The sequence below is a fragment of the Peribacillus sp. NPDC096448 genome (assembly GCF_044762675.1).
Lineage (GTDB): Bacteria > Bacillota > Bacilli > Bacillales > DSM-1321 > Peribacillus > Peribacillus frigoritolerans_B.
Window position 1 is genome coordinate 1 of the sequence record NZ_JBIWEU010000004.1, and the last position, 22,972, is coordinate 22,972.

20 protein-coding genes are annotated in these 22,972 nt (G+C 40.6%); 13 read left to right on the forward strand and 7 right to left on the reverse strand.

Going from position 1 to position 22,972, the window contains the following annotated elements; all coding sequences use genetic code 11:
* Both ACIQ0C_RS08535 and ACIQ0C_RS08540 read left to right on the forward strand, forming a co-directional pair.
* Positions 1 to 195 (forward strand): IS3 family transposase (locus ACIQ0C_RS08535; RefSeq protein ID WP_403059041.1); only part of this gene is annotated, 195 nt, incomplete at its 5' end.
* A 110-nt stretch (positions 196 to 305) separates the two neighbouring features.
* On the forward strand, positions 306 to 1,352 hold the full coding sequence (locus ACIQ0C_RS08540) for a M42 family metallopeptidase (protein ID WP_403059043.1): 1,047 nt from the start codon (positions 306 to 308) through the stop codon (positions 1,350 to 1,352).
* Between the two features lie 111 nt (positions 1,353 to 1,463).
* On the opposite strand, the gene ACIQ0C_RS08545 is transcribed toward ACIQ0C_RS08540, so the two are convergent.
* Complete coding sequence (locus ACIQ0C_RS08545; protein WP_403059045.1) at positions 1,464 to 1,886, reverse strand: pyridoxamine 5'-phosphate oxidase family protein; 423 nt, start codon at positions 1,884 to 1,886, stop codon at positions 1,464 to 1,466.
* A gap of 198 nt (positions 1,887 to 2,084) precedes the next feature.
* Between ACIQ0C_RS08545 and ACIQ0C_RS08550 the strand changes: the two genes are divergently transcribed.
* Entirely contained in the window at positions 2,085 to 2,900 is an 816-nt protein-coding gene (locus tag ACIQ0C_RS08550; protein WP_403059047.1) for a cyanophycinase, read from the forward strand.
* Positions 2,897 to 5,518 (forward strand): cyanophycin synthetase, encoded by a 2,622-nt coding sequence (gene cphA / locus ACIQ0C_RS08555; protein ID WP_403059049.1) that lies wholly within the window; start codon positions 2,897 to 2,899, stop codon positions 5,516 to 5,518. Before ACIQ0C_RS08550 ends, cphA begins: the two co-directional genes overlap by 4 nt.
* A gap of 104 nt (positions 5,519 to 5,622) precedes the next feature.
* Here cphA and yidC read toward each other — a convergent pair whose 3' ends face one another.
* The gene (yidC, locus tag ACIQ0C_RS08560; RefSeq protein WP_403059051.1) at positions 5,623 to 6,408 is read right to left on the reverse strand and encodes a membrane protein insertase YidC; all 786 of its coding nucleotides are present in this window, start codon (positions 6,406 to 6,408) and stop codon (positions 5,623 to 5,625) included.
* A 28-nt stretch (positions 6,409 to 6,436) separates the two neighbouring features.
* Positions 6,437 to 6,724: a hypothetical protein gene (locus tag ACIQ0C_RS08565; RefSeq protein WP_403059053.1), complete on the reverse strand. Its 288-nt coding sequence runs from the start codon at positions 6,722 to 6,724 to the stop codon at positions 6,437 to 6,439.
* 298 nt (positions 6,725 to 7,022) lie between these two features.
* Between ACIQ0C_RS08565 and ACIQ0C_RS08570 the strand changes: the two genes are divergently transcribed.
* Positions 7,023 to 7,262 carry a hypothetical protein gene (locus ACIQ0C_RS08570; protein WP_403059055.1) on the forward strand — a complete coding sequence of 80 codons (240 nt, stop codon included), beginning with the start codon at positions 7,023 to 7,025 and terminating at the stop codon, positions 7,260 to 7,262.
* A gap of 105 nt (positions 7,263 to 7,367) precedes the next feature.
* On the opposite strand, the gene ACIQ0C_RS08575 is transcribed toward ACIQ0C_RS08570, so the two are convergent.
* A complete protein-coding gene (locus ACIQ0C_RS08575; protein ID WP_403059057.1) occupies positions 7,368 to 8,189 on the reverse strand; it encodes a glycerophosphodiester phosphodiesterase in 822 nt (273 codons plus the stop codon).
* Positions 8,190 to 8,367: 178 nt separating this feature from the next.
* Between ACIQ0C_RS08575 and ACIQ0C_RS08580 the strand changes: the two genes are divergently transcribed.
* The gene (locus tag ACIQ0C_RS08580) at positions 8,368 to 9,684 is read left to right on the forward strand and encodes an MFS transporter (RefSeq protein ID WP_402839111.1); all 1,317 of its coding nucleotides are present in this window, start codon (positions 8,368 to 8,370) and stop codon (positions 9,682 to 9,684) included.
* 53 nt (positions 9,685 to 9,737) lie between these two features.
* Here ACIQ0C_RS08580 and ACIQ0C_RS08585 read toward each other — a convergent pair whose 3' ends face one another.
* Positions 9,738 to 10,154 carry an organic hydroperoxide resistance protein gene (locus tag ACIQ0C_RS08585; RefSeq protein WP_402839113.1) on the reverse strand — a complete coding sequence of 139 codons (417 nt, stop codon included), beginning with the start codon at positions 10,152 to 10,154 and terminating at the stop codon, positions 9,738 to 9,740.
* A 188-nt stretch (positions 10,155 to 10,342) separates the two neighbouring features.
* Between ACIQ0C_RS08585 and ACIQ0C_RS08590 the strand changes: the two genes are divergently transcribed.
* From ACIQ0C_RS08590 to ACIQ0C_RS08600, 3 genes are read left to right on the forward strand one after another with little or no spacing between them, the layout of a single operon-like run.
* Positions 10,343 to 10,726, forward strand: a complete 384-nt coding sequence (locus tag ACIQ0C_RS08590) for a GntR family transcriptional regulator (protein WP_403059423.1) — start codon at positions 10,343 to 10,345, stop codon at positions 10,724 to 10,726.
* Positions 10,723 to 11,622: an ABC transporter ATP-binding protein gene (locus ACIQ0C_RS08595; RefSeq protein ID WP_403059059.1), complete on the forward strand. Its 900-nt coding sequence runs from the start codon at positions 10,723 to 10,725 to the stop codon at positions 11,620 to 11,622. The genes ACIQ0C_RS08590 and ACIQ0C_RS08595 overlap by 4 nt, the downstream gene beginning before the upstream one ends.
* Positions 11,597 to 13,564: a DUF6449 domain-containing protein gene (locus tag ACIQ0C_RS08600; RefSeq protein WP_403059061.1), complete on the forward strand. Its 1,968-nt coding sequence runs from the start codon at positions 11,597 to 11,599 to the stop codon at positions 13,562 to 13,564. Before ACIQ0C_RS08595 ends, ACIQ0C_RS08600 begins: the two co-directional genes overlap by 26 nt.
* 98 nt (positions 13,565 to 13,662) lie before the next feature.
* Here the strand turns inward: ACIQ0C_RS08600 and ACIQ0C_RS08605 are convergent, their stop codons facing one another.
* A complete protein-coding gene (locus tag ACIQ0C_RS08605) occupies positions 13,663 to 13,866 on the reverse strand; it encodes a cold-shock protein (RefSeq protein WP_061462203.1) in 204 nt (67 codons plus the stop codon).
* Between the two features lie 897 nt (positions 13,867 to 14,763).
* Between ACIQ0C_RS08605 and ACIQ0C_RS08610 the strand changes: the two genes are divergently transcribed.
* The gene (locus ACIQ0C_RS08610; protein ID WP_403059063.1) at positions 14,764 to 16,338 is read left to right on the forward strand and encodes a peptide chain release factor 3; all 1,575 of its coding nucleotides are present in this window, start codon (positions 14,764 to 14,766) and stop codon (positions 16,336 to 16,338) included.
* Positions 16,339 to 17,034: 696 nt separating this feature from the next.
* The gene (gene nhaC, locus ACIQ0C_RS08615) at positions 17,035 to 18,414 is read left to right on the forward strand and encodes a Na+/H+ antiporter NhaC (protein WP_403059065.1); all 1,380 of its coding nucleotides are present in this window, start codon (positions 17,035 to 17,037) and stop codon (positions 18,412 to 18,414) included.
* 112 nt (positions 18,415 to 18,526) lie between these two features.
* Here nhaC and ACIQ0C_RS08620 read toward each other — a convergent pair whose 3' ends face one another.
* Entirely contained in the window at positions 18,527 to 19,717 is a 1,191-nt protein-coding gene (locus ACIQ0C_RS08620) for an FtsW/RodA/SpoVE family cell cycle protein (protein WP_403059067.1), read from the reverse strand.
* A gap of 585 nt (positions 19,718 to 20,302) precedes the next feature.
* Between ACIQ0C_RS08620 and ACIQ0C_RS08625 the strand changes: the two genes are divergently transcribed.
* Positions 20,303 to 21,862, forward strand: coding sequence for an aldehyde dehydrogenase family protein (locus ACIQ0C_RS08625; protein WP_403059069.1), 1,560 nt, complete (start codon positions 20,303 to 20,305; stop codon positions 21,860 to 21,862).
* Between the two features lie 259 nt (positions 21,863 to 22,121).
* Entirely contained in the window at positions 22,122 to 22,904 is a 783-nt protein-coding gene (locus ACIQ0C_RS08630; protein ID WP_402839128.1) for a TerC family protein, read from the forward strand.
* The last annotated feature ends 68 nt before the right edge of the window (positions 22,905 to 22,972 follow it).

Here is a 22,972-nt window from a genome sequence, read left to right on the forward strand (position 1 = left end):
GATAATGCGGTCATTGAAAACTTCTTTGGCTTATTAAAATCCGAATTACTCTATCTTCAAGAATTTGAAAGCATGGAGCATTTCAAACAAGAACTGGAAGAATATATCCATTACTACAATCATCAACGAATCAAGGGAAAATTAAAAGGCATGAGCCCAGTAGATTACCGGGTTCATGCCCTCAAGGCTGTCTAAGTAAATATAGTGTCTAACTTTTTGGGTTCACTTCACTTTTGGCGGTCTTTTAATATGTTAAAAGTTGCCATGAAAAGCTATAATGAACAAAGAGGAAAGGAGAGATATGCATGAGCGTGGTCGAAGAAAAAGAAATCGTATCTTACATAAAAGAATTGGTGTCCATACCCAGCCCCTCCGGCTATACTGAGCAAGCCATTAAATACGCGGCCGATTTCATGGAGCAGAGGAAGGTTCCTTATAACATCACGAATAAAGGGGCATTGCTTGCTACATTAAAAGGCAAAGATGATAACAAACATCGCTTGCTGACTGCCCATGTCGATACTCTGGGAGCCATGGTAAAGGAAATCAAGGCGAATGGCCGCCTTAAATTGACGATGATCGGCGGTTTCCGCTGGAACTCAGTGGAAGGGGAGTATTGTAAAATCCATACAGCTGACGGAGCCATTATCACCGGGACCATTTTAATCAATCAGACCTCTGTCCACGTATATAAAAATGCCGGGGATGCCAAGCGAGATGATGAGACAATTGAGGTCCGGATAGATGCTGTCGTGAAAACCAAAGCGGAAACCGAGGCCATTGGCATTTCTGTTGGAGATTTTGTCTCCTTTGAACCGAGAGTGGAAATGACGGATACAGGCTTTTTGAAATCAAGGCATTTGGATGATAAAGCTAGCGTTGGCATCCTCCTTCATATCATTGACCTCATTTCTGCAGGAAAGATAAAATTGGCATACACGACCCATTTCCTGATTTCCAACAATGAAGAAATCGGCTATGGCGGAAATTCCAATATCCCTGAGAAAACAGTCGAATATCTAGCTGTCGATATGGGCGCGATCGGTGATGGGCAATCGACGGATGAATTCAGCGTTTCCATTTGCGCAAAAGACTCCTCGGGTCCTTATCATTATAAACTGCGTCAGCAACTGGTCTCACTTGCCCAAGCAAATGCTGTCGACTACCGCGTCGATATTTATCCATATTATGGATCGGACGCTTCCGCTGCAATCCGGGCAGGATATGATGTCGTACATGGCCTGATCGGACCGGGAATCGATGCTTCACATGCCTTCGAGCGGACCCATGTCTCTTCATTAAAGCATACAGCCGATCTGATTTTGCATTATATTCAATCAGAGTTGGTATAATTGTTAAAAGCCCGCACTCCTATCATAGTAGTGCGGGCTTTTCTGATTTTGTACTTGTGAGTTTTGGTGTTTTACCTGTGAGTTTCTGGCGTAATGCTCGTGAATGACAAATTATAATGATAATTCTTGAGGAGGTTCACCATTGTTGTTCATCAACCGAATGCTTTCCGGCTTAATTTGCAGGATTAAATAATTTGGATCTTTCGGGCCTTCGAACCACTCTTCAAATGATTCGTTCCATAATTTATCTTTCAATTCTTGTGAATCGTTTACTTTCGACGTACCTGATATTTCCAGGTAAGAATCGCCTAATCCTTCATTATCATAACCGATCAGGATATGAACATTAGGGTTCTTTTCAATTTCATCGATTTTTTCCGTCTTTCCGCTCGTTGGTGTATATAATGTTAAATCATCGTTAAAAAATGTCATATAGCGTGAATGTGGTTTGTTGTTTTCAACTGAAGATAAAACTCCTATTTTATGGTCACGGATGATGTTCAGGACTTTTTCTTTTATTTGGTTTTGGCTCATTTTTGCACACTCCTTTTATTTTTTAACTCTGTTACTTTTCCTCTTTTACTTTTCCTCTTTTTTCATTAAGTTAAACAAAATTATGCGGTTTGCCATTTTTATGAATGAATACTGAAAGAAGTTGCCATACTAGTCATTATGTGTTTTGTTTAGAACAATTTCATGATGTGAATCCATTTGTAAAGGTGAGTATGATGAATGAATTGTGGTGAATTACTTATCATTGGCGGGGCAGAGGATAAGTGCCTTGAAGGTGAAGTATTAAATAAATTTGTCGAGCTTGCAACCCGTAATAGTGATGGCGGAATAGGAATATTGCCTACAGCGAGTGAAATTCCTGAAGAAGTGAGTACAGAGTATATCAAGATTTTCAGGGGTTTAGGCGTGGACAGGGTGGAAGTGATCAAGTTGGATTCAAGGCAGGATGCAGACGATCCGGCAATTTGTGAACTGCTTACATCTTTTTCCGCCATCTTCATTTCAGGAGGAAACCAAAGCCGATTGTCTGAACTGATTGGAAAAACCAAGTTCCACGATGCCCTTTCTAAAGCCTGGCATGAAGGAATGGTGATAGCAGGGACAAGTGCCGGCGCTTCCATTTTAGGTAAGTATATGATCGTAGCTGCTGACACGATGCTGAATGACAATAAGTTAAAGGTTGAAATTGGCGTAGGTTTCGGCTTCCTGGACGGACTGATAATCGATCAACATTTTTCCCAGCGTGGCCGCTTTGACCGTCTGTTAAGTGCGATAGCAGGGAAAAAAGAAATTATGGGTATTGGCATTGATGAAAATACAGCAATTTTAGTTAAAGACGGTCATTTTGAAGTGGTCGGCCAACATCAAGTATTGGTTCTTGATGGCAGCACCAGTGATTATATCAATATCACATCTTCTGATAATGGCAGTGAAGAGTTGACTCTTTCGGGATTTATCCTTCATGCACTAACCAGGGGATACCGTTTTGACCTGCTTACCAGGAAATTGTTGATGAAAAAGGGGATCCAACAATGAAGATCAATCGAGTCCGTTATTTAAAAGGACCTAATTATTTTGCTTATACACCTACGATTTGCATTGAATTGGATATAGGGGAACTGGAACAGAAACCATCTGATTCAATACCTGGATTCAATGAAAAATTGTTAAAGGCGCTCCCGAACTTGGGAAGCCATACATGTTCAAAAGGGTATCGAGGCGGTTTCGCCGAAAGGCTGAGAAAAGGAACATGGATGGGACATATATTGGAGCATATGACGATTGAGCTTCAAAACTTGGCCGGAATCGAAGCCATCCGTGGAAAAACGATAATGATGGAAAAGAAGGGTTTTTATTATGTTACCTTTGACTATCAGGAGCCTCACTCGGGTCTCCAAGCTTTTTTAGCAGCAAAAGATATCGCGGAAGCCATCCTGAATGGTGAAAAACTTATAAATGTACAATCTTATGTAAAACAAATAGAGCAGTTATATTATAAAAATAAACTGGGTCCAAGTACCGAAGCCATTTTTAAGGCAGCGCAAGCAAAAGGTATCCCCGTCGAGCGAATGGGTGATGAAAGCTTATTGCGTTTAGGAACAGGTACAAGGCAGAAGTATGTCCAGGCGACAATTTCTAGCCAGACCTCGAATATTGCCGTTGAGAATTCATGTGACAAATCATTGACCAAATCAATTTTAAGAGGATGTGGCCTCCCTGTACCTGAAGGGGAAGTTGCCCATTCCATTGAAGATATCTTTGCCTCGGCGGACAGGCTGGGTTTTCCGCTGGTCATAAAACCGTATAATGGGAGACAGGGGCAGGGGGTCATCACCCATATCAAAAATAAGGATGAACTATTCAATGTAATCAATTGTTTGGAATTGCATGTGGAGAAGTACATTGTCGAACGGCATATTGAAGGACATGATTATCGGTTATTGATAGTCAACGGAGATCTTATCGCCGCTAGTTTGAGGCTTCCTCCCTATGTTATTGGCAATGGCAAGGAAACGATACGCAGTTTAATAGAAAAGGAAAATTGTAATGATTTGCGGGGAGAAGGCCATGAAAAGCCGATGTCAAAAATCCCACTTACACATACCGTGACGTGTTACTTGGAAAAATCGAATCGGACGCTCGATACCATTCCGAATCAAGGGGAATTGGTTCAAGTTGTCGGCAATGCAAATCTTTCGACTGGTGGAAAGGCAATCGATGTAACGGACCAGGTTCATCCCACCATTAAGAATATGGCTGTTGCTGCCGCGAAAGCGATCGGTTTGGATATCGCCGGAATAGATTTTATTTGTGAGGATATATCAAAACCAATTGAACATTCAAGGACTGCAATTATTGAAGTGAATGCTGCACCGGGAATTCGAATGCATCATTATCCGAGTGAAGGGAAAAAAAGGGATGTAGGCAAAGCCATTGTCGATTATTTATTTCCGACTCGGAAAGAGGCGGCTATACCGATCATTGCAGTGACCGGAACAAATGGAAAGACGACAACAACCCGATTGATTCATTATTTCCTTACTAATGAAAAAACAAAGGTGGGTATGACAAATTCTGATGGAGTATATATCGGTGATGAGGTATTGGATCACGGTGATTGCAGTGGCCCTGTCAGTGCAAGAATGGTATTGGCCCATCCTGAAGTTGATATAGCCGTATTGGAAACGGCCCGGGGAGGGATTCTGCGTGAAGGTCTGGCTTTTCGTAAATGTGATGTGGGGATCATTACCAATGTAAGTGAGGATCACCTCGGCCGTGATGGAATCGATACATTGGATGATCTCATTAAATTAAAGAGGCTGGTAGCCGAAGTTGTAATGAAAACAGGCTTTTGTATACTGAATGCAGATGATCCGAATGTAGCAGCCATGAATGCTTATACAGATGGGGAGGTCATATACACCTCTACAGATGCCACCCAGCCTCACGTAAAGGCTGCGATAAATAAGGGATGTAAAGTTTGGTACGTCAATGAAAAAGGCGTGATTTGTCATTCAGCTGATGGTGTCATCCAACAATTTATGGATTGTACCATGGTTCCAATAACGATTTCCGGCATGGCACGTCATAATATCGCCAATTTACTTCAGGCGTTAGCCGCAGCTGAAACACAAGGCATTTCCATGGAAGAACTAAGAAAGAAGGCTGCCACATTTATGCCTGATACGAATTTGTCCAAAGGACGGTTCAATTTAAAAAAGTTGAAAGATCGCACGATCATCATCGACTATGCCCATAATGAAGCGGGATTGAAGGCCATATTCGAAACGGTCAGTGCCTATAACAAAAATCGCCTTATCACTGTTTTGGCAGGACCGGGGGACCGTATTGATGAAGAGCTTATCAGGCTCTCCAAGGTAGCGGCCATTAATTCTGATCTGTTCATCATTAAAGAAGACGATGATTTGCGGGGAAGGGAGCCGTTAGAAGTAGCCGGGCTGCTTCAGGAAGCTGCGGAAGAAGCCGGGTTACAAAAAGATCGGATATTCATCGAACCTAATGAATTGGACGCATTCATAAAAGCCTGGGAAACATCACAACCGGGTGACCTATTATTGTTCTTTTACACGGATTTCGAATATGTAGAGAGGTTTTTCGAAAAGGTTTCAACAAATCCGTTGCCGAAGAAATAAAACAAAGTGGGTTTCGCCCTTAAAAACCCTTTACTGTCAAACGCAAGCTTGAGGAGTTTCAGAGAAGTGGGAAGTAAATGTTGAAAAAAGCTAATCCAAGTGGATTAGCTTTTTTTCATGACCGTTTCATTTGCAGCCGGGACAGCGGCATGGTCTTTTTTATATATTCGCTGAAGCACGATTGACTGAACAATCATGAATATACCTCCGATTGACCAATATAGCGGCAATGCAGCAGGAGCGGAGAAAGAAATGAATAAAATCATTGCTGGTGAGAGCAAGCTCATCATCTTCATTTGTTTCTGCTGTTCTTCCGGCATTTGTCTCATGGAAATGACCGATTGGAAGTAATAAATGACACCAGCGATAATCGCCATGGCAATATTCGGCTGGCCTAGGCTGTACCAAAGGAAACTATGTGTAGCAATTTCATGGGAACCTTGAATCGCATAATAAAAGCCCATTAGAATCGGCATTTGAATTAAGAGCGGCAGACAGCCCATGTTTAAAGGATTGACTCCATGTTTTTGGTAAAGCTGCATCATTTCCTGTTGGAGGGCCTTTTGTTTAGCAGGGTCTTTCGTCTCTTTGATTTTCTGCTGGATTGCTGTCATTTCCGGTTTCAGCCCATTCATCTTCGTTTTCATGCTAAGCTGTGTTTTATATTGCTTGGCAGTAAGTGGAAGCAAGACAAGGCGAATCAAAAATGTCATCATGATGATGCTTAAACCATAGTTGCCATTAAATAAATCAGCATTAAATTCTAGCATTTTTGTCATGGGGTTAACCAATGCAGTATGAAATGGACCGCTAGTTGCTGCTGAGCAACCTGTCAAAAGGGTCGTTGCCAAAAATAGGACGGCAATTAAAAACATGTTTTTCTTCTTCAATATAATTTCCTCCTCGAATTGTTATTGTTTAAACAACTAGAAGGAGGCTTGGCTCATCGGAATCATCTGGTGAATCCTTTTGCCGGATAAATGTGAAAAAGCGCTGTGCACCGCGCCAGTCAAAAATGCTGCCTGCATGAACAGGGGATTTACTTTTATCTGTATGAACTGAAGCTTGATATTTGTCATTCAAGAGCGATTGCTTTTTATTTAAGAAGTAAAACGCGGCCAGTGGTAAGACAAAGGTAAATAAGTAACCTGCCCATACCGCATGGCGAACGGTCTGATAATCGAATTCTAATAATAATTCCCACATAGGAATCCCTCGTTTTTTCTAAGATAAGAAAATTTGTTCAAAAATGATTTAGGGCCTGAAATGACTTTTGACCATATTGAGTTTAAATCATTAATAACACTATATCAATTCTAGTGCAAGAAAGCTAAAAATTATAGGGATTTTTTCAAAAAATAAACAGGGAATATTTTCTGAGGCATTATTTTTAGATAATGGATCAAATAGAAACCAAATTCGAGTTTGTACAGAGCAAAGATTGCACACATGGTCGTTCATCTACATACGGATAAAAGGAAGTTCATATATGAGGTGAAAAGGTATGAAACCATACGGTTCATTCGATCAACGGAACCACGATAACGGTAATGGCCAAAATGCACATCCCCGAAAAATGGGCAATGATTTCTTGGCAGCGCCATATCCATTAGAAAATCAGATAATGGATGTAAGGACCCCTCCTGGCCCGCCTGGTCCGTCCTACGGAGGGGGCCAGCCGCCGCCACGGCCGCCCATGAGATACAATTCTTTCATTGTTATTAAAAAAACAATCCGCATTTGAGGATTGTTCAGTTTGTAGACAAAAGGGGGGATTCGGAATGGTCTCACCCTGAGCCGTGTAAAGAACTAGTCATCCTTCATGTTTTTTCACTTATCATCCAAAGTTTCAATCCAAAAAGTAATCAGGAAAATCAGAAATGATACCATCTAACTGCATCATTTTGAACATGCGTATTTGTTTTTTATTGTTGACGGTCCATGTAAATACTTTCATCCCGTGCTTTTGGATCCGCATTTGCAGCTTCGTACTCAAAATCGTTTGCTTTGGATTCAAAAATGATGCAAACTCGGCAATTTCTTTTAATTTTTGGTCATTAATTCGACGTTTTATCAAAACGCCCACTTGTATGTCAGGCATTAATTGATGAAACCTTTTCATGGATTCCATATCGAATGAATGAACCATTATCTTATTTTTACTTGTTGAATTTTCCTGGAATTTCACTAATTCTTCTGCAAGTTTCTGTTCAATGCCGGGATAAGCAGAGGGATGCTTCAATTCGATTAAAATTCCTGCTTCAGACCCGAAATTCTCCAATACCTCACTTAGTAAAGGAATCCTTTCGTTTTTATAGCGAGAATGATACCAGCTTCCTGCATCCAGTTCCTTTAATTCGGCTGACGTGTAATCACGGAGATTCCCTTTGCCGTTTGTGGTTCGATCCAGGGTGGGATCATGATGAACCACAAGGACATCATCTTTACTAAGATGGATATCCACTTCCAGGAAGTCAGCTCCCAATTCAATTGCTTTACTATAGGATGCCATTGTATTCTCGGGGCAATATCCAGATGCACCTCGATGTCCAATTTTAAGGGGGGAATGCTTCATCATTAAGCTTTCAGGGAAATCACTCTTTGATCTTTTAGCGTAGAGAGTGAACAGGACAAGCATGGTTACCACGATAATTAGAAAAAATGCAATCATCTTTCACACTCCTATTAGGCACAATGATTAAAATTTAGCAGGACAGTCTCATTTCATAATTTTACATGTTAGGCAGGAAAAAATCATGTTTTAAACAATGTTATAATCCGACTTAAAGGATTTATTGGAAAGGTATGGAATACATATAATTTAAGTATCAATAAGGGAGGGAAAGCAGATGGAAATGCAGGTGAAACCGAAGTCTAAAAAATGGAAGGGGAATTTTGGTTTATATTTTTCCCTTCCCATTCTCTCTTGGGCGTTTTACGATTTTGCCAATACGATTTTTTCTTCTAATATCAACACGATTTTCTTTCCATTCTTCCTACAGGAACAGATTGGGGAAAATGCCGTTCTTGATCAGATTGCGAGTACCTTCATTTCCTACGCTAATGCGATTGCCAGTTTGTTTCTTGTTTTGTTTTCCCCACTGTTCGGTGTCTTGATCGATCGAACGGGAAAAATGAAAAAATACATTATGATTTTCACACTCATTTCTGTTGTGTGTACATTTTTAATGGGGGTATTTGGAGGGACGCCGTTCAATGGAAAGATTCTGGGCATTCCCATTTCCTTGGCGATCGTCATTCTTTTATTTGTGATAGCAAAGTTTTTCTATCATTCGAGTCTTGTTTTCTATGATACGATGATGAGTGATTTAGGCACGAAACAGCAATTGCCGCTTATATCAGGGTTTGGCGTGGCGGTAGGCTACCTTGGAACGTTAGTGGGACTGTCAATCTATCCATTCATAAGTAAAGGGAGTTCACATGAAGCCTTCATTCCCACGGCCATTTTATTTCTGGTTTTTTCCCTTCCCTTATTCTTTTTTTTAAAAGAGTCTCCAAAACAGCAAAAGGCGAAAGAACCTTTTTTATCCGGTTATAAGGAAATTAAATCAACATTTAAAGAGATGCAATCCTATCGATCGGTTTTTACATTCATGATTGCTTATTTCTTTTTAAATGATGCAATTGCGACCACTATCGGCATGATGGCCGTATATGCCAAGACTGTTGTTGGATTTTCCTCTAGCGGATTCATTTTGCTTTACTTGGTATCGACAATATCGAGTATTGCCGGATCGTTTCTGTTTGGATACATCACGCAGTCGAAGGGACCGCGGGTGGCTGTGACATATGTGGGAGTTTTGCTCTTGGTCGCTTTATTTATAGCGGTCTTCGCACAAACCGCCCTTTGGTTCTGGGTTGCAGGGAGTATGTTCGGCATTTCGCTAGGTTCGATGTGGGTGACATCACGGACGTATATCATTGAATTGACTCCGGATGAGAAGAGGGGGCAATTTTTTGGGCTATTTGCATTCTCTGGAAAAGTCTCTTCAATAATCGGTCCGCTATTATATGGAACGATAACGTTGATATTCCATGACCTCGGTACATTGGCGAGCCGGATGGCATTAGGGTCATTGATCATCATGGCGATAATAGGTTTGGGCTTTCTTTTGAAAATGAAGGGATTGGAAGAAGTGAAATAATAAAAAGGGAATGGAGCTGGCCTTAATGCCGCATCCATTCCCTTGCAGAAACTTTATACCAAAATCAAGGTGACATCGACGTTCCCGCGAGTTGCTTTTGAATAGGGGCAGGTCATGTGTGCTTTTTTGGCGAAGTCTTCGGCTTCTTCCCTGCTTAGGTCGGGAATCGAAACATCCAACCTTACAGCCAATTTAAAACCGCCGTCATCCTCATCTTTTCCGATCGTGACATTTGCCGTCACGGACGTATCAACCTTTTTCTTTTCTTTTTGCAGAACAAGGTTCAAGGCACTGTCAAAACATGCCGCGTAACCGGCTGCGAATAACTGTTCAGGGTTTGTGGCGCGCTCACCGGAACCACCTAATTCCTTCGGTGACCTCACATCGAAATCCAGAATCCCGTCCTCGGATTTAACATGTCCCTCACGACCACCGTGTACGGTAACTGTAGCTGTATATAATGGTTTCAATAAAAACAACTCCTTTATTATTCTTACTAACATTAGTTCCCTGCTGTATGTCTTTTAAACAAAATGAAAGCGAGTTTATGGAGACTACTGTTTGAAAATGGTATTAAATTGGTTTTAAATTGGAAGATATTGTTTTATAATGTACTGTATTAGGAGGTGTAATACACCCATTGCAAGGAGGGTTTATGATGTTTGAGTTGGATGTTCAAAGTGGAAAGCCGATATATGAGCAATTGATGGATAAGTTAAAGGAATTAATGATCAATGAAGTTTTACAGGAACATAATCAGCTCCCATCCATTCGAATATTGGCTCAGGAATTGACCATCAATCCAAACACGATCCAGAAAGCGTACAAGCAGCTTGAATCTGACGGATTTATATATGTATTACCAGGCAAAGGGAATTTCGTGGCACCTCCTAAATCCTTGAAAAATTCATTGAAAGAAGAAGAAATCAGAAACGAGCTTTCAAAGGTACTCGCTGAAGCTCTGTATATTGGAATCGATAAATATGAAATTTATAGAATAATAAAGGAAATCAGTCCATTGGCAAAGGGGGGAGATTCATGATTGAAATAAAACAGGTGAGTAAATTATATGAAGGAAAAGAAGCGATCAAAAACGTCACCTTGGTCATCCAAAAAGGCTCCATATTCGGGTTATTAGGTTCAAATGGGGCGGGGAAAACGACTCTATTAAAAATGCTTTCAGGCAATCTGATACAGGATGCAGGTGAAGTTCTTATTGATGGATCATATGTGTTTGAAAACCGTGAAGTGAAAAATCGTTGTTTCTTCCTTCCTGATACGCCTTATTTCCTGGCTAACTATACGATCATGCAAATGGCAGGTTTTTATAGCCAGATTTATAGTGAGTGGAATCAAGAACGTTTTTATCAATTACATGAAGTATTCCCGATACCCGTCCAAAATAAAATACATAAACTATCGAAGGGGATGCAGAGACAGGTTGCTTTTTGGCTAGCACTCTCGACGATGCCGGAAGTCCTAATATTGGATGAACCGTTTGATGGATTAGATCCGGTCATGCGAAAAAATGTGAGACAGTTGTTGATTCAGGATGTATCGGAAAGGAATATGACGATTTTACTATCGTCCCATAATCTCCGGGAAATTGAAGATTTAGCCGATCATGTAGGGATTTTGCATAAGGGTGAGCTTGTTATCCAAAAGGTCTTGAATGACTTGAAAGCTGATGTACATAAAGTGCAAATTGCCTTTAAACATAAAATTCCCCACGGTTTATACCGCGGAATTCAAATTCTTAACAAGGAAAGGCGCGGCAGCGTGATCGTTTGTATCGTTAAAGGTAAAGTATCCATGATTAAATCGCATTTTAATCAGTTTCAGCCAGAAATATTAGATATTCTCCCCCTTACTCTAGAGGAGATATTCATTTATGAAATGGGGGATATCGGTTATGTCATCCAGAATAACCTGGTTTAATAGGGAACTGATTATCTATATTTTCAGAAGCACTGGCTGGATTGGTTTCCTATATCTCGTAGGCCTCATATTTGCGCTGCCTCTGGAAATGTTAGCGATTATCTTGAATGAGAACAATGAATATGTGGAATTCGAAAACCTTTTTTCCTGTCAGCGGATGATACAGTTTGTCTTGGTCATCGTAATTCCAGTATTACTTGCCATCTTCCTTTTTCGGTTTTTACAAATGAAACAAGCCTCAGACTTCATTCATAGTTTACCGATTACCAGACGCAGCATCTACGTTCATATGATTGGAACGGGAATTGGCTTCATGGGTTTACCGATTTTACTTACAGGTTCAATATTGATATTATTTCACTCGGCAATTGATATAGAAAGGTTATATACCATGCCGGATATATGGTCTTGGATGGGGACTACATTTATTTTGGAAGCTTTGATCTTTTCTGTTGCCGTTTTAATTGGAATGGTTACGGGATTATCAGCCTTTCAAGGAGTGCTGACCTATATTTTTCTTACTTTGCCGGTGGGGCTTTTTGTTTTGTTTGCAGCCAATGTGAAATTTTTGATAGCAGGATTTTCTGCAGATTATTATCTAAGTGCCAATATGAATGGCATCTCCCCATTATTAGCAGCAACGGAGTTGGAGAAAATCACTTTCTTCTCTATTAATATATTAATTTATAGTATATTAACCTTTCTTTTTCTTATCAGCTCTCTTTTTCTCTATGAGAGGAGAAAGCTGGAACATGTGTCGAAGGCATTTGTTTACCCAAAGATTAAGCCAGTGTTTAAATTCGGCCTGACATTATGCATGATGCTGTTTACAGGGCTTTATTTTAGCGAAACGACGGGCGAACCTGGGTGGATTTTCTTCGGATATACCGTTGGTTCTTTGCTTGGATATTATTTAGGGGAAATCGTCCTGCAAAAGACTTGGCGAATACGGGTCAACCTGAAAGGTTATGTAGCATTTATGGTGGCTGTCATTGTGCTGGCACTCATTATAAAAATAGATCCCCTTCAGTATAAGACCAAGATTCCTGATGAAAAGATGATTAGCCAAATTTATATTGGTGATTCTCCTTTATTTTTTGAAGACGATGACACGTCGAATAATGCTCCCAATTATCTTAAAGAGAAGGAAAATATAGAAGCGATCAGGTTATTGCATCAGGAAATTATCGATAAGGGTAAAAAGGTTTCCATTGGTGAATTGAATGATGGGCAATCCGTATTTCTGATGTATGAACTCAAGAATGGAAAACGGTTGGCAAGAGAGTATCATTTGCAGAATTACGACTCATACATGCCACTATTGGCAAGAATATATGAGTCGAATGAATATAAAAAAATGGTTAATCAGTTATTGAATGTTTCCGCTGAAGACGTTACTAAAATCAAGATAACGGCGAGCGGCCAAGTGGACAAATCAATTACGATCACGGACGGTCAACAGCTGGAAGCTGCTGTAAAGGCATTGTCGGAGGATCTGAATAATCAATCATTCGCGCAAATGACTTCTTCTTTTGGTGATTATGCCTCTATCGACATTCTTTTGAGTAATAACAAAACCATTTATATGAATTGGGACTCTTCATATACTCAGTTTTCAAAATGGATGGAAAGTACCGGACAATCGGAACAAGCGCGGTTAATGGCTGATGATATCTCTTATATCCTGGTTGCGAAGACCGACTCGGAAATTTATCATTCGAATTCTGAAAGTGAACTCGCACAGCAGATTGAACAACAGCCAAATCGCTTGAAAATCAAGACCGTTTCCGAAATCGAGGCAGCCATTGATAATGCCCAGATCGATTGGGGCGGAGAGTATTCAGCTGCCTTTTATTATAAAGAAAGCAGAGATGTGGACATCAAGAGTTTTTCTGGCGAACATGTTCCCGGTTTCATTTTGGATCATTTTAATGAAAAATAACGTGAATATTTCGTATGTACACATAACGGAAAGGATGCCGCCCAATATGGGAGGCATCCTTTTGCATGGCCTATCAATTATGTTTGTGTATCTATGCTTTAGAGTTTTACGACGTTTTTAGCTTGAGGTCCGCGGTTTCCTTCTTCAATCTCAAATTCAACCTCTTGACCTTCATCAAGGCTCTTGAAACCTTCTCCTTGAATGGCGGAAAAATGTACGAAAACATCATCTTCGTTTGGTACTTCGATGAAACCAAATCCTTTGTCACTATTGAACCATTTCACTTTACCTGTTACTGTCATTCGATGAATCCTCCTAAAAAGTTAAAAAATATTAATGGTGATGATTTTACCTAGATGGAAAAATCAATTTCACACATTATCCAGCACCCTCATTCAAGTTAAAATTATCATACGATGATGCTTGATAATATGTGAAAGCCTACAGGAAAAATTAACCCACTAACCTCTGGAGCAATTTCCAGTTTTTCAGTATATACCCACCTTTATAAAGGATAAAACAAATGGAAGTAATTTATACATTCCCATTTGGGGAAAATAATATTAGACAGGTTTTATACGGGGAAATATAACGGTATTGTCGCGCAGGATTTTCCTGGATTGAAAATTGACGCTGATGCCATGTCCAATACGAAATGCCTTTATGGTTGAAATCAGGGAAACAATTTGGCATTGAAGTTTTTCACGAAAATAATCGGGTATAGGATAAGAAAGAAAGGACTGATGAAAAATGAAGAAATTATTAAAAAGGGCTCTCATTTTTGCTGCTCCAATCATATTCAAGGAAGTAAAAAAACGCTGGAAGAACAAGCGGAATCAAAAATCGATTAAAACTGCAAGGTAAATAAATAAACCATGAATAAATGAACGGTAATCATATGGATTAAGATAGGGGGCGCTGATTAAGCGTCTTTTGTTTTGCCATCTGAACAAATCCCCTAATGGGTGATTCATTCACCTCTACATCTTTCCTTCATATCGTGTTAAAATAGAAAGGTTGATTGAAATGAATGCTGAGTAGCCAATGCTTAAGCCTTATGATATATTTCTTCTTACATATATTGTGTATGATCAGGATTTTTGCATACAAAGAAAGGTTGCCATTCCAATGTAAAAAATACAGTAAAAACCTCCTATAAATTTTTTTATTGATGACTCCAATAATGAAAGGAACATATTATGAATAATTTAAAAGACGAGGTTCAATCCCGACGGACCTTCGCAATCATCTCTCACCCGGATGCCGGGAAAACGACTTTGACAGAAAAATTATTGCTGTTTGGCGGCGCGATCCGCGATGCCGGAACAGTTAAAGCTAGAAAAACAGGGAAGTATGCAACCAGTGACTGGATGGAAATTGAAAAGCAACGGGGAATTTCCGTTACATCTTCAGTCATGCAATTCGATTATGAAGATTTCCGTGTCAATATTCTAGATACACCAGGCCACCAAGATTTCAGTGAAGACACATATCGTACACTGATGGCAGTTGATAGTGCCGTGATGATCATCGACTCGGCAAAAGGTATCGAGGATCAAACGGTTAAATTATTCAAAGTATGCCGGATGAGGGGTATACCGATTTTCACTTTTATCAATAAAATGGACCGACAAGGTAAAACGCCGCTAGAATTGCTTGCCGAACTTGAAGAGGTATTAGGTATAGAAACATATCCAATGAACTGGCCGATTGGGATGGGAAAAGACTTCGTGGGCATTTACGACAGGTTCAATAATCGGATTGAACAGTTCAAAACTGAAGGGGAAGAGCGTTTCCTTCCGTTGAATGAAGATGGTGAACTCGAAGTCGATCATAAACTTAAGGATTCCCAGTTATATGAACAAACTTTGGAAGAAATCATGCTGTTGACGGAAGCGGGTAACCAATTCTCTGAAGAAAACATTGCGAATGGAAAACTTAGTCCTGTATTTTTCGGAAGTGCGTTAACGACATTCGGTGTTCAGACGTTTTTGGATGCTTATCTGAAATTTGCACCAGCTCCACAAGCAAGGATGACAACGTCAGGTGAAATGGATCCTGTCAGTAATGATTTTTCCGGTTTCATTTTCAAGATCCAGGCGAATATGAACCCCAAACACCGTGACCGAATCGCTTTCCTTCGCATTTGCTCTGGGAAATTCGAGCGTGGAATGAGCGTCAACTTAAGCAGGACAGGGAAACCGATCAACCTTTCTTCCTCTACTCAATTCATGGCTGATGATCGAAACACCGTAAATGAAGCGGTAAGTGGAGATATCATCGGTTTATATGATACCGGTAATTACCAAATTGGCGATACGATTACCACAAGCAAAGACATGTTTCAGTTTGAAAGGCTGCCTCAGTTTACACCGGAACTATTCATGAGGGTAACAGCTAAAAACGTCATGAAACAGAAACATTTCCATAAAGGAATTAACCAACTTGTACAAGAAGGGGCAATTCAGCTCTTCAAAACGGTTCGGATGGAAGAATATCTGCTTGGTGCGGTTGGGCAACTTCAATTCGAAGTATTCGAGCATCGAATGAGGAACGAGTACAATGTTGAAGTCGTGATGGAGCGCATGGGCAGCAAGATTACACGCTGGGCCGAAGATGAAAAGCTTGATGAAAATCTTCATAGCTCTAGAAGCATCCTTGTTAAAGACCGGTTTGATAAATATGCATTCTTATTTGAAAATGAGTTTGCACTTCGTTGGTTCCAAGATAAAAATCCTGACGTGGAATTATATAATCCAATGGATTTGAAATAATGAAGAAGCCCGTGTTTATACGGGCTTCAGACTGTAGACAAACTCGATGAAAATCAAGTTTGTCTACAGTTTTTTTAGGGTGTGGTGAAAACTCGAACGTTGATTTCCACTATAGGCACTCGCTTTCCGCGGGCGGTCCGTGAGCCTCCTCGACGCTTTTGCGTCTCTAGGGTCTCCCTTGGACGCGTTTTTCCCGCAGGAGTCTCGCACCTTCCGTTTCATCCAACATTGTCTTATTTTTGATAGAACTCCCTTTGTCTGTAAACTCGAACCCCGTGTGTTTTGAATACACGGGCTTTTTTCATTATCTGGAGATATTTTAACGTTACTATAACTTATCGCTTACTTTAAGGTTGACCTTACATACAAGGAATGGGAGTGCCGATTGCTTCCTAATAGTCTCTAGCGGACTTTTCTCGTAGGAATGTAGGGTGATTTCTTCATAAAGAAGAAGGTCTGTACTTAAAACAGGCTATATTGTCCTGGTCGATCATTATGATGGTATCAATTGAACATGAAGAGAAATATCATTGGTAAAATCCAAGTCTACTAAAATATTCATTTGACAATCTCCTGAAACTCCTTTATATTTAGCTAGTACTTTAGTGCTTAAAAGCGTTTCAGTAATTGTGAGGGGTGAAAAGGTCCGATCCTTACCTCAGAGAATATACAACATTGAAAGCGGGGAAATACATCATGCGTCTTGAAGATGCAAAGCTAAAACTCTCCTTACCTGAAGCAATTGGGGTTTTGGCCATTCTATTCTTAATCATTGCAACTGGTATCATACATTATGGACTTGCCCCCCATATTCCAATTATAGCGGCAATCCTTTTCTTATTTGTTTATGGGAAGTTCAAGAAGCTGCCATTTTCAATTATGGAGGCGGCTATAGTCAAAGGTGCAGTTTCTGGTATGGGAGCCATTTATATATTCTTTTTCATTGGAATGCTGATTTCCATCTGGATGGCAAGCGGGACGATTCCTACCATCATGTACTATGGGTTTGACTGGATTACTGGTGAATATTTCTATGCGATCACATTTCTGGTGTGTTCGTTAATTGGGCTCTGTATCGGGAGTTCCCTTACTACATCAGCGACAATAGGTGTTGCCTTAATAGGTATGGCGGCGGCGATGGATTTATCGTTGGCGATCACAGCCGGCGCAATCATTTCCGGTGCATTTCTTGGGGATAAAATGTCTCCATTATCCGACTCGACCAACCTTGCATCGGGAACGGTTGGAGCATCATTATTTGAACATATTAATAATATGCTTTGGACTACGATTCCAGGTTTTTTTATATCACTTATCATCTTTTACTTCCTTTCACCGAATGTCAAAGTTACTCGTGTTGAGGAAATCGAAGCCATGACAAAGGCCTTGGAAATGGAAACGAACATTAGCATATGGAGTTTGATTCCGTTTGTCATCGTTCTAGTCATGGCTTTGAAAAAGGTGTCTGCGATTCCGACATTGTCAGCAGGAATCATTTCGGCGGCTGTAATTGCTTTCATACAAACGCCAAGTTTGACCGTTGCAAAACTAGCGGATATCTTATACGGGGGTTTTGTACTGAAAAGTGGAATGGAACAACTCGACTCAATCTTATCGCGGGGCGGGATTGAAAGTATGATGTTCTCCGTTTCGATGGTGTTGTTGGCATTGGCGATGGGTGGACTATTGTTCGAATTGGGAGTCATACCTTCTATTTTAAATGCTGTCCAGGATTCATTGACGAGTGTAGCGAAAGTGATTTCCGCTACCGTATTTGCAGGAATCAGCGTTAATTTCCTGGTGGGTGAACAGTATTTGTCAGTGATACTACCTGGGAAAGCCTTTCAGCAGAAATATGAAGATTTAGGCTTGCAGCCAAAAACGCTTGCAAGGGTACTTGAAGATGCGGGAACAGTTGTGAATCCTCTGGTTCCTTGGGGTGTCTGCGGTGTATTCCTGACACAGGTATTGGGTGTTTCAACCCTTGAATATGCCCCATTTGCATTCTTCTGCCTACTTTGTCCTTTGCTCAGTCTGATTTCTGGCTTTACGAAAATCGGTATTCATTATAAATGAAAAAAACAGGCGGTCGGCTTCGACTGCCTGTTTTTTACTTCCATAACTTTGAGGAGAAGGAAAACCCCCTGACATGAACAGAAATGTCAGGGGGTAAAGGTTTTGATGTTTATTATGAAGACGCAATCTCATCTTTTGGGATGGACACGACCTTTTCTTTCTGTTCAAGTAAATTCATTCGCATGACGACATTTTGGAATATGCCCATTGAAAGCATGAGCAGCAGTAAGGAGGATCCTCCATAACTGATGAACGGAAGGGTAATCCCAGTAATAGGGATAAGTCCAGTCACTCCGCCAACGTTGATGCCGACTTGAATGCCGATCATGGATGAGATGCCGATCAATAAAAGACTTCCAAATGGATCTTTGCATTTTGCTGAAAGTACAAATCCCCTTAGGACGATAAAACCTAGTGTCAATAGTACGAACCCCACTCCGAATATCCCGAGCTCTTCTGCAATGACGGCCATGATGAAATCAGTATGTGATTCGGGCAAGTATCCGTATTTTTGTACACTGTCACCAAGTCCCACTCCAGTAAGGCCGCCGGATCCTATCGCGAATAAGGAATTCACGAGTTGATACCCGCTTTCTCCTGCCTTTCCGAAAGGGTCTGCAAACCCCGTAAAACGGGACACTTTATTTTCAGAGAGAACGGCTGAGAAATTTCCTGTCACGAGTACTCCTAATGCAAAAATGGCAACGAATATCGCAGTTATCAAAGAGAGTTTGAATATACTCTTAAAAGACATCCCGGATGATATGATCATGGTGCTCGAAATCAGGAAAATGACTGCTGCCGTTCCATAGTCAGGCTGTATTCCGATTAAAAAGCAGATGAATACCAGAAAGAAAATCGGCGGGATGACGGCTTTATCAATACTATTGATTCGATCCTGCCTTTTTCCGTAAATGGCTGCCAGATAAATGATCATGGCTAACTTGGAAAATTCAGCGGGCTGGATCGATGCTGTCCCTAACTTGAACCAGCTAGTGGCGTTTCCTGCTGTATGACCGAAGATAAAGAGCAGCAAAAGGACACCGGCCATCCCAAACATCATAGACATCAAGAACATTTTGTTTTTGTACATCTTATAAGGAAGGATCATCGTGACGATCATTGCCAGGAATGAAATGATAAAGGCCGTTTTTTGTTTCTCAAAGAAGAAATCCATAGGCTTTTCGTATCGAGCGACAGCAGTGATCATGCTCGAACTGTAAATCATGACTAAACCAAACAAACAGAGTAATACGACAGCGATGAAAATAGGGAAGTCGTATGCTTTAATTATTCTTTTCACTTGTGCGCTCACCTCGAATATGTATGCGCGAAAAAATCGCCTTCTTATATAGTAACGGAAAATCGATTATATAGATAATAATTTTTATCCGATAATATGAATTTATCCGCCATTACCTCATATTAAACACTCAAACCGATAAACTGGTCTGCCAGATTTATAGCCGAATTCGGATTCCTATACATTACCTTCGATAGCAAACGTGAATACTCCTTTTTATAGCAGAATTTTTTTACTATATATTCCATTGCGGTGCAATTATGTCTGGAAGAAGACCATTAAAGGTTATTTGTGACAAAACTTGAAGTGAAGCAGTGGATACTGTAAGCGTATTTGTTAGAGAAACTCACCGTAAGAGGTATACTTATTTTAGCACCGATTATATGGCACGGAATCGGGCAGGAATAGAGGGAACAGGTTGTGATCTTGTTTCCAAGCGATTATATCATACAGGATTGAGTCTCTGCCATTATATAAAGAGGGTTCAAGGATTAGGAAAGGTGTACCTCCTCGGTCGACCTTTATTTAAAGTATAAAAATGATATGGAGTACCGTTAAAAATAAGTTAAAGCAAGGGGAGTAGTTATGGAAGAAATACATGACAAGTTGGAAGTATTTTCTCCGGCAACAGGTGAAAAGATTGCGGAAATTGTCCCAACGCCATTGAAGTCGATTCCTCATATATATAAGAAATCAAAACATGCGTTCCAATCATGGTCGAATCTTCCCATCGAGGAACGGTTGCACTATTTAAAACGGCTCCGTTTATTGATGGTTGAAAAAATGGATGAAATAGCAGAAGTCATTTCAAAAGATGCGGGAAAAGTGAAAATAGAAGCGCTGGTTGCTGACATCATGCCAACGATTGATGCAATCAAGCATATCGAGAAACATGCAGTGAAAACTCTTTCCAGACGGAAGGTCACCACTCCACTCATGTTAATTGGTAAAAAATCTTCTATCCATTATATGCCCCGTGGAACGATTCTCGTCATTTCACCATGGAATTATCCGCTGCAGCTTTCCATGGTTCCCATTCTTAATGCTCTGGCAGCGGGAAATACAGTCATCGCCAAACCTTCAGAGGTAACTCCTTTAGTTGGAGTGTGCATCGAAAATCTGTTTCTTGAAGCTGGTTTCCCAGAAGGAACTATACAGTTTGCCCATGGAGGGAAAGAATTGGGTGCGGCATTAACTGATCAAAAACCAGATTATATATTTTTTACTGGATCGGTAAGGACCGGAAAAATGATTGGTGAGGTTGCAGCAAGACACCTGATCCCAACGACTTTGGAGCTCGGCGGTAAGGATCCGATGATCGTTCTGCGTGATGCTAACCTGGAACGGGCTGTGAACGGGGCTCTTTGGGGGGCTTTCACAAATAGTGGTCAGGTGTGTATGAGTGTTGAAAGGGTTTATGTGGAACGTCCTGTTTATAAGGAATTCCTAATGCTTCTTAAAGAAAAAACGAATTCCATGAGGCAGGGGGTGCAATCACAGGATGATATCGGTTCAATGACTTTCCCTAATCAAGTTGATATTGTGGCTGAACATCTGGAGGATGCACTGAATAAGGGGGCCGTACTTGAAACCGGAACACCTCCGAAAGAATGGAAAATGGCGCAGGGCCATTTCATTCCGCCGACAATTCTTTCCAATGTCGATCATTCCATGAAAATCATGAAAGAAGAAACGTTCGGGCCCGTGTTGCCTGTTGTGCCTTTCGATACGGAGGAAGAAGTGATCGCCCTGGCAAATGAAAGTGAATATGGACTCAATTCCAGCGTTTGGACGATGGATAGGGAAAAAGCAAGCAGGATTGCGTCACGGTTAGTAACCGGGGCGGTGACGATCAATGATGTGCTGATTACTGTTGCCAATCATCATTTACCATTTGGCGGTGCCAAACAAAGTGGGGTTGGCCGCTATCATGGCGAGCATGGATTGAAGATTTTCTGCCATGAAAAAGCGATCATGATCGATAAAGGTAAAAACGATACAGAAATACAGTGGTATCCATATGAAGGGAAATACCCGAGTTTTTTATCGCTGTTTCAGAACTATTTTTCTGCCAAACCGAACTGGATTCGTTTTGGTAAAGAATATTTGAGATTAACAAAAATGTCTAAAAGGAACCGAAAATAGAGCCTTTTATAAAAAAAGATTGTTATTTTCATATCGAGCGCGTATACTATTAATATACTTAATAACTGATTTTCCTTTTCAAAGGGGAGTAGCGTTAGGGTTCGCCCTAAAACAAAGTCGTCATTACGTGAATGTTAAACATTCATCGGCTTTGTTGACATGATTTCATGTTCAGCAAGACCTTTGCCTATACGGCAGAGGTCTTTTTATTTTGCCAATGCCAATAGGAAGGAAATACTAACTATTGGAGGTTGAATGGATGGAAGCATCAATATTATTGGAATATGGCTGGGTCCTTCTTATCTTGGTTGGATTAGAAGGGATACTTGCTGCTGATAATGCAGTTGTCATGGCTGTCATGGTTAAGCATTTGCCAAAAGAACAACAGCGAAAAGCCTTGTTTTATGGTCTGATGGGAGCTTTTGTTTTCCGTTTTGCAAGTTTATTCCTTATTTCCTTTCTTGTCGAGGTGTGGCAAGTTCAAGCAATTGGTGCGATTTATTTACTTTTCATCGCTTTTCAGCACATTTACAAAAAATACGCTGGCAAAGGTGAGAAGGAAATCACAAAACCTAAAAAGCAATCTGGCTTCTGGATGACCGTGGTTAAGGTTGAAGCGGCTGATATCGCTTTCGCAATCGATTCCATGTTGGCTGCCGTCGCATTGGCTGTTACACTTCCTGCAACAGGCTGGATGAAAGTCGGCGGTATTGACGGTGGGCAATTCACTGTCATGTTCCTCGGCGGTATGATCGGGTTGATCATTATGCGATTTGCAGCAAATGGATTCGTGAAGCTGCTTCATCAGCGTCCTTCCCTTGAAACGGCGGCATTTTTGATAGTGGGTTGGGTTGGAGTGAAGTTGGCGGTACACACACTTGCACACCCTTCACTTACTGTCATCGATCATCATTTTCCTGAATCAACTCTTTGGAAATCGATTTTCTGGACTGTATTGATTGGAATTGCAGCAGGTGCATGGATCATTTCAAGCAAAAAAGAAAAAAAAGAGAAAGAAGAGAAAAAAATACAGGAAGCTTAAAAAAAAGGCGTGCCAGTCACGCCTAGAGTTTGTAAACAAAAGTGGTTTTACCTAAAATTCCAAAAACA

Excerpts from the sequence above, each read along its gene's own strand:
- ACIQ0C_RS08540 (WP_403059043.1), top strand. The coding sequence starts at position 306 with ATGAGCGTGGTCGAAGAAAAAGAAATCGTATCTTACATAAAAGAATTG.
- ACIQ0C_RS08545 (WP_403059045.1), bottom strand. The coding sequence starts at position 1,886 with ATGAGCCAAAACCAAATAAAAGAAAAAGTCCTGAACATCATCCGTGAC.
- ACIQ0C_RS08550 (WP_403059047.1), top strand. The coding sequence starts at position 2,085 with ATGAATTGTGGTGAATTACTTATCATTGGCGGGGCAGAGGATAAGTGC.
- cphA (WP_403059049.1), top strand. The coding sequence starts at position 2,897 with ATGAAGATCAATCGAGTCCGTTATTTAAAAGGACCTAATTATTTTGCT.
- ACIQ0C_RS08565 (WP_403059053.1), bottom strand. The coding sequence starts at position 6,724 with ATGTGGGAATTATTATTAGAATTCGATTATCAGACCGTTCGCCATGCG.
- ACIQ0C_RS08570 (WP_403059055.1), top strand. The coding sequence starts at position 7,023 with ATGAAACCATACGGTTCATTCGATCAACGGAACCACGATAACGGTAAT.
- ACIQ0C_RS08575 (WP_403059057.1), bottom strand. The coding sequence starts at position 8,189 with ATGATTGCATTTTTTCTAATTATCGTGGTAACCATGCTTGTCCTGTTC.
- ACIQ0C_RS08580 (WP_402839111.1), top strand. The coding sequence starts at position 8,368 with ATGGAAATGCAGGTGAAACCGAAGTCTAAAAAATGGAAGGGGAATTTT.
- ACIQ0C_RS08590 (WP_403059423.1), top strand. The coding sequence starts at position 10,343 with ATGTTTGAGTTGGATGTTCAAAGTGGAAAGCCGATATATGAGCAATTG.
- ACIQ0C_RS08595 (WP_403059059.1), top strand. The coding sequence starts at position 10,723 with ATGATTGAAATAAAACAGGTGAGTAAATTATATGAAGGAAAAGAAGCG.
- ACIQ0C_RS08600 (WP_403059061.1), top strand. The coding sequence starts at position 11,597 with ATGTCATCCAGAATAACCTGGTTTAATAGGGAACTGATTATCTATATT.
- ACIQ0C_RS08605 (WP_061462203.1), bottom strand. The coding sequence starts at position 13,866 with ATGACAGTAACAGGTAAAGTGAAATGGTTCAATAGTGACAAAGGATTT.
- ACIQ0C_RS08610 (WP_403059063.1), top strand. The coding sequence starts at position 14,764 with ATGAATAATTTAAAAGACGAGGTTCAATCCCGACGGACCTTCGCAATC.
- nhaC (WP_403059065.1), top strand. The coding sequence starts at position 17,035 with ATGCGTCTTGAAGATGCAAAGCTAAAACTCTCCTTACCTGAAGCAATT.
- ACIQ0C_RS08625 (WP_403059069.1), top strand. The coding sequence starts at position 20,303 with ATGGAAGAAATACATGACAAGTTGGAAGTATTTTCTCCGGCAACAGGT.
- ACIQ0C_RS08630 (WP_402839128.1), top strand. The coding sequence starts at position 22,122 with ATGGAAGCATCAATATTATTGGAATATGGCTGGGTCCTTCTTATCTTG.